Consider the following 8,395-nt stretch of genomic DNA (forward strand, 5'->3'; position numbering starts at 1 on the left):
GGGGATGATATCCCGGTCAGCTCGGAACCCAGGGTGTGTCTGGCAACCATAATTGGATCGTTCTACTGTAAAAATGAGAATCGTTATTATTCGTATTTATTGGGTTGTGTGCAATTGATATAGATCAACAAAATTCTGGTGAAAAATTTCGGTTTTCCGTTGCCGGGATGGGGGTTTGCGTAAATATGAATAGCATTTGCGAGAGGTTGACCAGACAGGCTGAGCTGCCATCAAATTATTTTTATTTCTGCTGATGATTTGGTTGTTTTTTACAATGATGAGAACGGGTCTGGTATTTCGAGCCTGCCATCCTATTCGTGGTCAATTTCAATAGTCATCTTATTGAACCTTCATAAATGAGATGTTGTCTACCACGAATGGTCAATCAATTCTCATTGAATAAGGTGGTAGTAAATGAAGCTTTTGAAGCAGGTCAGTATTTGTTTTTTTACGATTCTCACTTTATTTCCTGTTGCTCAGGCAGATGAAGTACCTGTTGGGCTGGATAAACTTCATATAAGCTATCTGCGCCAATATATGGTGAATCATCGTTTTTTTGATCGAGTTAGTAGCCACGCCAGTCGCTCCGGCCTGCCAATAGAGACACAGATAAAAATAGGGAGGGACGAGACCAGGGAGAATTACCAGTGGGTATTGCGAGAATATCCGTTATATGAACTCATGCCTTATGCGGCATTCACTACAGTGGTTGCTGTTGCCGGGGCTATCGCGTATGCGAATAGCGATGCTATTGCTAATTATTTTATTGCCCTTTCACCCGCTGGGGCTTCATTTAGGCTCACAGCACTCGCTGTGTTGGCCAGCCTATCAATAATACCGATAATTCAAACATTTATAGAAGCGAATCACGTAATATTTCCACCGACTTTACCTGAGGAAAGTTTGATTCTGGCGTATGGTGCAAAGAAACGTCTGTTAGATAAAAGTACACAGCATTATATAGAAGATGAACTCTTCTATAGCTTTTGGAGAAGTCCCGGTAGCGAAGCGCTCAGCCGTTTGCAAAAGATTCTGGATAAAGCACTGAGATTACCATTTTACTCTAAAGAGTTAGTTTACGATGAGGAAAAAATTGAACAGATCTTGCGTCATTACTCTCCTGATCTGGCAGATCGTTTGAAACTCTTTGCTCATTCAGAACTGATTTATCAGCAGGCCGATTCGACCATACGAGATACTCATTACCCGGTTTATTTTCAGGGTGCTCCGGGTACCGGGAAAACCTATGCGGCCGGGCAGCTTGCAGAAGCAATGGGAACTAACCTTGCCGTTGTAACGCTGGATGGTGCAACCATTGATGACATTATTGGTACACCCTTTGAAACGATTGATGCCAAAGCTGGCAGAATTCTGGATGCCATTATTGCCCGTACGCAGTCGAGCCAGGATGTAAACCATTACAATCAGGTGCTTCTGATCGATGAGTTTGACCGCCTGTTTATTTCAGGTAATGAAAAAACCAGGGATGTTCTTTCATTTATGTTGAAGCTATTGGATCCTGCCAACCGTTCGTTTTACAGCCGTTATTTGAAAACCGAACTACGTTTGCCAGTAACTATTATTCTGGCTGGAAATCTGGATATTCATGAGCTGAGTGTCCATGATCCAGAACTTGAAGCAATGGCCTCACGACTGGATAAAGTTGTATTTGAAGGTTTCAGTGTTGAAGCTAAAAAAGCTATTGCTACAGAAATTATGATTCCGAATAAAGAGAGGCGCTACCAATCATCGGGTAAGATGTTTGCAGAATTTACTTTGCCTGAAAGTGGTCATGAAATGATCGATGCCTTTATTGAAACGGATCAGGACCCTGGCTTGCGCTCCCTTGAAAAGACTATTTCAAAGGTTTTTGAGATGTTTGCTCATGAAATTCCCGAACCAAGGAATCCAGAGCCCGTCAAAGTGCAGAGTGACAGTTATTACTAAGCCAGAGCTGCCAGTTATTAATTATCTAATAAGCAGCCATGGGCGAAAAATATCGCTTACCGACGGCTGACTACCCCGCCGGAAATCGTTGTTTAATGAAGATCCTTTCTGGTTGGTTTTTGAAGCAGTTAGCTATACCGGTGACGATCATTTTGAACATTTCACCCTGAAATTAAAATTATCAACTATGTTCATTTTCTGAAACATAATTTCCGGAGGGATAGTGATTGGCTGAAACGATCGGTCTACCCCTGAAAAAACAGATTGTCTCTGATGAGTTATGACACTGAATGCAAAAGGGTTGGTATGAGAAGAATCGCTTTATGTTTTATTGTTCCTTTCTTTTTAATAATTTTGAAAGCCAGTTCTGATGAATCAGCTCAACATTCTGATGCTCCCCAGGTGACTTTATTGCGGGGATATCTTGCAAGTAGTCGATTTTTTGATCGATTAAGTGCTCAACATTCGGGCTATGAATCCGAAGACATGGTCGGAGGGAGCGTTAGAAGAGCCAGAGAAGAAACAGCAAAACAGTTCGCCTGGGTCTTAAGAGAATACCCTTTATACAATGTACTGCCGACGAGCGCACTTTATGTGGCGGTTAGTGGATTGTCTGCCAAGTGGGCTGCGAAAAACCTGCTCTGGCTGGCAGGGCAGGCAATGGTGAACCGGGAAAAAGTTGTTTTCTGGTCGATTCTCTCATTACCTGTGTTAGTGGTCGGGGGTGGAATGTTTTTTGGTAGTCTACCCAGTTTGTATCGTGGTTTTTATTACTCATTATTCCCCCCGATGCTACCGGAGGTGAACCTGGTTACTGCCTATGGTTCCAAGAAAGCATTATTACCGAAAAGTACTCAAAGCTATATTGAGGATGAGCTTTTCTATAATTTCTGGCAGAGGCCAAGTAGTGATGGCTTTAAACGGCTACAAAAAATTCTTGATAAGGCCCTCAGGTTACCCTTCTATAGAAAGTCGTTGACGTATAATTCTGATTCAATAGAGGGTTCTCTGAAGTATTTTTCGCCAAACCTGGTTGAACGATTAGATCGATTTGTTTATTCAGAAATTGCCTATCAGAAAATGGCAGCGCAGGTTAGTGAAAGTCATTATCCGGTCTATTTTCAAGGTGCCCCGGGCACAGGAAAAACTTATGCGGCACAGAAGCTGGCAGAGGCTATGGATACTAATCTGGCGGTGGTAACACTGGATGGCAGTTCGGTTGATGATATTGTTGGAACATCATTTGAACGGGAAGACAGTAAACCGGGCCTGCTGGTTGATGCTATTGTTGCCAGTACGAAATCCTCTCGGGATATTAATCATAAAAATCAGATTTTATTGATTGATGAATTTGATCGCCTGTTTATTTCCGGAGATCAAAGAAATAAGGAAATACTGTCTTTTCTTCTAAAATTGCTGGATCCCAAAAATCGGCATTTTTACAGCCCTTATCTGAAAACGATTGTTCATCTTCCAGATACTATTATTCTGGCTGGTAATAGTGATATTAATTCGCTGAGTCATAATAGTCCTGAGTTAGAAGCCATTGCTTCAAGGCTGGATACTATTGTTTTTTCAGGATTCTCCACTGAAACCAAGAGCTCTATTGCTTTTGATACGTTAATTCCCAATAAAATAAAACGGTATCAATCCATTGGGAGTGAGTTTTCTGATTTTTTTCTTCCAGATGAAGGGTGTGAAATGATTGAATCATTTATCGAAAATGATAGTGATACTGGTCTTCGTTCCCTTGAGAAATATTTAACGGAAGTGTTTGAAGTTTTTTCCAAACAGTATGGTGTCAGCGCTTTAAAGGACGATGCTTAGGGTAGACGTTCCTGGGCTGCCCGCTGCCCGAAAAAGCCTGGTTTGCTTTTGCGGGAAGCGGGAAGCGGGAAGCGGGAAGCGGTCATTTAATGATTCACAACCAGTGGGCAGTGATAAACCGGGTGATCTGGCACACTGACTTCAATATTAAACACCTGCCCGATGGTTTCTGGCGTCAACACCTGGTGGGGTGTTCCTTCCGCGGCCATTTGTCCGTTTTTGAGGATCACAATCCGGTCAGAATATCGTGCAGCCAGATTCAGGTCGTGCATAATCACCATCACGCCCATTCCCTGATTCGCTTCCTGTCGAGCCATCTTAAGAGTGAGTTGCTGGTGTGCCGGGTCCAGTGCCGACGTCGGCTCGTCCAGCAGCAGGTAACGCTGACCATAAGCGCTTTCATCCCAGATTTGTGCCAGTACCCTGGCCATATGCACTCGTTGGCGCTCACCACCGGAAAGGGTCGTGTAGTGCTGGTCTTTCAGGTGTAAACCATCCACTTTTTCCAGTGCTTTCCGGGTAATCATCAGGTTTTCGTCCCGATCGCTGGCGCAGGGAATGCGCCCGAGCAGCACCACTTCTTCAACCGTAAAAGGAAAGCTCAATGACGATGACTGTGGCAGTACACCCAGCATCAAAGCCTGATGGTTCAGTGGCCAGTCATTACGCCCATTAAGCAGCACATTGCCCGTTGACGGTTTTCTTTCTCCGCTGATGACTTTCATCAACGTACTTTTTCCGGCACCGTTCGGGCCAAGTACAGAAACGACTTCCCCCGGATTCAGGGTGAAGTTGATACCCTGAAGAAGGAATCTGTCGCCAATTTGAACCGAAACGTCCCGCACTTGCAGAGTACTCACCGTATTTACTGCGGCTCTTTCCACGCTCTCCACGCTTTCCATAGTCAGGTAATCCTTTTACGCTGCTGCCACAGCAGTGACAGGAAGAAAGGGGCACCCATCAATGCAGTGACAATGCCAATGGGAAGTTCTGCAGGGGCGACAATGGTTCGGGAAATCATATCTGCTGCCAGTAACAGAACCCCACCCAGCATAGCGGAAGCCGGCAGAAGAATACGGTGATCAGGGCCAACGGCTAACCGGATAAGGTGAGGAACTACCAGTCCGACAAAACCAATAATACCGCTGACGGAAACAGAAACACCCACCGCCAGAGCCGTCAGGAAGATCAGTTTCAGTTTGACCTTCTGGACATCGATACCCAGGTGGCGCGCTTCAGACTCGCCCAGCAACAAGGCATTGAGCACCAGTCCATAGCGTCCAAGAATAAGCATGACGGGAATCAGTAATGTGGCACAGATAGTGACCAGATCCCAGGTCGCTCCCCCGAGACTGCCCATCTGCCAGAAGGTCAGGTTCCGCAGCATGGTGTCATCAGCAACGTAGTTCAGCATCCCCATGCCCGCACCGGCCAGGGCATTAATAGCAACACCGGCCAGCAGCATGGTGGCTACGGAAGTACCATGGTCGCTGGTCCCTATTTTATAAACCAGCCAGGTGGTGAGCACACCACCGGCAAAGGCCAGAATGGAAATACTATAGCTTTGCAGCAGTGCCGGAGCGTCGGCAAACAACAGGCCGCCCAGGACAATGGCGATACCGGCCCCCAGTGCTGACCCGCTGGAAACACCGATAATACTGGGGTCAGCCAGAGGGTTTCTGAACAGCCCCTGCATGGAAGCACCGGCAACAGCCAGAGAGCCGCCGACGATTAAACCCAGCAGTGTTCGTGGTAAACGGATCGATTCAATAATCAGTGCTGACTGACTGCTGATTGAGCTGTCTGAAAATGAAAAGCCCAGTCGATCAAACAGAATGGTCAGAATATCGCCTGCGGGAATGGGTACTGGGCCAACGCCTATGGACACAATCACCATGACTGGCAGCAGGATTGCCAGCCCGGTTAACAGCAGTGGCCCCTGATGATTACGACTCATTATCGGATGAGCTACCTTCGTCAGAATAAAAAGATTTTGCCAGAGACAGTGCAACCTCTCCGGTTCTCGGGCCCAGGCCACCCAGCAGCATATTGCCATCAATGGCTACGATACGCCCATTGCGACCTGCAGGTGTCTGCTTCAGGATAGGCATTTGTTTCAGTAATGTCTCAGGGGTTACATCGGGATTACTGGTAGAGCCGGGGAAAATAATGACCTCCGGAGCCAGCAGCAGCATGGCCTCATTGGAGAGCGCCTTGTACCCCTTGAACTGCTCAGCTGCAGGGTTGTAACCGCCCGCCAGATCAATTATCGCATTGGCTGCAGTGCCACTGCCCGAGACGGTTGGGGAACGACCACCCATGGCCAGTACAAACAGCACCGGTACCTTTTTCTCATACTTTTGCTCGTAGGAAGCGGCCAGGGCCTCAGCTTCTTCCAGGGAGTCTTCTATGGTTTCCCAGAGTTCATTTCCCTGTTGTTCTTTACCCAGAATGCTCGCCAGAGATTTAATCTGGATTTCAATGCTTTCGGCCGTATGATTCAGTGGCAGTGCTTCCACGTCAACGCCTGCGCTTTCCAGTTGTGCCAGTGTGGAAGGCGGACCCATGTCGTCTGTACCAATCAGCATCGTTGGCTGAAGGGCAAGAATACCCTCTGCAGACAGTTGTTTGTGATAGCCGAGTCTTGGCAGCTGATTAACGGCCTGTGGCCAGGTACTGGTCTGGTCTACCGCGATGACCTGATCACCTGCACCCAGAGCGTAGATGATTTCCGTAACACCATTGCCTGCCGAAATAATGCGCTGAGTGTCGTGTGATTCCTGAGCCATGGCTGCATTGGAAACAAGTCCAAAAACAGCTGACAGAACCAGAGGCTTAATTATTTTCTTCATGATTTGCTCCTACCACTTTCCTGTTCCATCAACACCTGCGCCGCTTCAATTTTGTGCTGGCTCAATAACATCATCAGCTTGACCAGATTGCCCAGGGGAGCATCTTTATCACCGGCTATCAGAACCGTTGTATCGGGTGCCTGTTTGACTTTTTCCAGCAGCGAAGTGGCGAACACTTCCCACTGATTAAACTTCTGCTCGCCTATAGCCCATGGCTCACCTTCTTCCAGAATACTGACGGTCAGTGTTTTTGGTGCACTGGTTACCGAAGCCTCCTGTTGTGTCGCCTGAGGCAGGTTCACCGGCAGGCTAAGGGTTTGCGCATTGGCAGTGAACAAAAGAAACACCATGACAATAAATACCACATCCAGTAGCGGAGTCAGGTCCGCCATGGAGAGTGAGGCATTGGTTTCATCAATGTCGTGGATCCGAATCATGCCGCTACTGCTCCGGCATTGACTATCTCCGGGAGACCGGCAGCTTCAGGACGGCCAGAGGCAGTGCAGGCTCTATCATTTTTTACGCTAAAGCCTTTAACGGTTGATACTGAAGGCACAGTTGCCAATCCATCGTCGTCCATGCTCAGGCCTTCCAGAATCAGGTTGGTGTGATTCAGGGCAAACTCCAGTTTGGCCAGATAATGGTTTGTCCAGACACCAAAGCCATGAGCGGCAGCCAGTGCCGGAATGGCAATCATCAGGCCAAACGCAGTGGTAAACATGGCCTGCCAGAGACCCGCGGCCAGAATGTCCGGGGTAACCGGGCCTGCTACAGCGGCAATATCCCGGAACATATCAATCATGCCAAGAACAGTACCCAGCAGACCCAGCATAGGCGACAGTACACCAATCAACATCAGTGGCTTGAGCCAGGCATTCAGGGAGCGTTTCTGTTTGAGTAGCCAGAGACCGGCCACTTCTTCCCGCACTTCTTTTTTACAGGTGTTGTGGCTCAGTAATACGGCGATACCCTGACGAACACCTTGCCCCTGTCGCAGATTCTTGCAAAGGTCATTTTTGCTTTCAGCGTGTTTGTCGCAGTCACAGCACTGGCGCACTTCATTAAAAAGCTGGGTCAGTCCTTTGCGGCTCATAGATGGCAGCAGGGTATAGGTCACCAGCCGCTCAAGAATCATGGCCAGCCCAAGGCATGAGGTGATCAGTAATGGCCAGGCCATGATCCCCAGTGATGCAAGATTTTCTGTCAACATGGCGTTACCTGCTTAAAAGAATAAATCAACTGATTTCAAATGCGACGGGGATATGTACCCGGGATTTCACAAATTGGCGATTACGCTGCTCTGGTTTAAACGACCAGCGTTTAACGGCTTCCGTAGCTGCCTTATCCAGAATGGGGTAACCGGATGACTCAAGAATGTCGATGCTGATCGGGTTTCCTCGCTCATCGATAATCACATCCAGCATCACCACACCCTGCTGATTTCTGCGTTGCGCCAGTTTCGGGTAACGGGGTTCAACCCAGTTACGGATCGCAGGCTCGGTCACCATCACTGGCTCATTACTGAGCCCGGGCGACGGACTTTTTTCCGTCACCGTTCTTTCCATCACCGGCTCTGCTGGCTCCGTCACTGCCTGCTTCTGTTTCTTTTCAACCGGTTTGGGCTTTTCAACAATCTTTTTTGGTTTTTTCTTGACTGGCTCTGGTTTGGGTTCTTTCTTCTTAAGAACGGCTTTAGCCTTTTCTACCGGTTTTTGGATGACTTTGGGTTCTGGCTTTGGCGCTTCTTTCACCACAGGCTCTTCAACCTG

General features: G+C 47.6%; 8 protein-coding genes. 2 read left to right on the forward strand and 6 right to left on the reverse strand.

Translation table 11 applies throughout. From position 1 onward, the window contains the following. Positions 1-414 precede the first annotated feature (414 nt). Both RM811_RS01925 and RM811_RS01930 read left to right on the forward strand, forming a co-directional pair. Positions 415-1,947 (forward strand): ATP-binding protein, encoded by a 1,533-nt coding sequence (locus tag RM811_RS01925; protein WP_402520234.1) that lies wholly within the window; start codon positions 415-417, stop codon positions 1,945-1,947. Positions 1,948-2,358: 411 nt separating this feature from the next. Next, positions 2,359-3,774, forward strand: a complete 1,416-nt coding sequence (locus RM811_RS01930; RefSeq protein ID WP_402520236.1) for an AAA family ATPase — start codon at positions 2,359-2,361, stop codon at positions 3,772-3,774. 86 nt (positions 3,775-3,860) lie between these two features. On the opposite strand, the gene RM811_RS01935 is transcribed toward RM811_RS01930, so the two are convergent. The 6 genes from RM811_RS01935 to RM811_RS01960 all read right to left on the reverse strand — a co-directional run. Next, positions 3,861-4,676: a heme ABC transporter ATP-binding protein gene (locus RM811_RS01935; RefSeq protein WP_402520238.1), complete on the reverse strand. Its 816-nt coding sequence runs from the start codon at positions 4,674-4,676 to the stop codon at positions 3,861-3,863. A 2-nt stretch (positions 4,677-4,678) separates the two neighbouring features. Continuing rightward, positions 4,679-5,731 carry a FecCD family ABC transporter permease gene (locus RM811_RS01940; protein WP_402520240.1) on the reverse strand — a complete coding sequence of 351 codons (1,053 nt, stop codon included), beginning with the start codon at positions 5,729-5,731 and terminating at the stop codon, positions 4,679-4,681. After that, on the reverse strand, positions 5,721-6,626 hold the full coding sequence (locus RM811_RS01945) for a hemin ABC transporter substrate-binding protein (protein WP_402520242.1): 906 nt from the start codon (positions 6,624-6,626) through the stop codon (positions 5,721-5,723). Before RM811_RS01945 ends, RM811_RS01940 begins: the two co-directional genes overlap by 11 nt. Continuing rightward, positions 6,623-7,063 carry an ExbD/TolR family protein gene (locus RM811_RS01950; RefSeq protein WP_402520243.1) on the reverse strand — a complete coding sequence of 147 codons (441 nt, stop codon included), beginning with the start codon at positions 7,061-7,063 and terminating at the stop codon, positions 6,623-6,625. Before RM811_RS01950 ends, RM811_RS01945 begins: the two co-directional genes overlap by 4 nt. Continuing rightward, entirely contained in the window at positions 7,060-7,836 is a 777-nt protein-coding gene (locus tag RM811_RS01955) for a MotA/TolQ/ExbB proton channel family protein (RefSeq protein WP_402520245.1), read from the reverse strand. Before RM811_RS01955 ends, RM811_RS01950 begins: the two co-directional genes overlap by 4 nt. A gap of 25 nt (positions 7,837-7,861) precedes the next feature. Next, positions 7,862-8,395: energy transducer TonB (locus RM811_RS01960; protein ID WP_402520247.1), on the reverse strand; the 534-nt coding region annotated here is incomplete at its 5' end.

Source organism: Endozoicomonas sp., from assembly GCF_031844845.1.
GTDB lineage: Bacteria > Pseudomonadota > Gammaproteobacteria > Pseudomonadales > Endozoicomonadaceae > Endozoicomonas.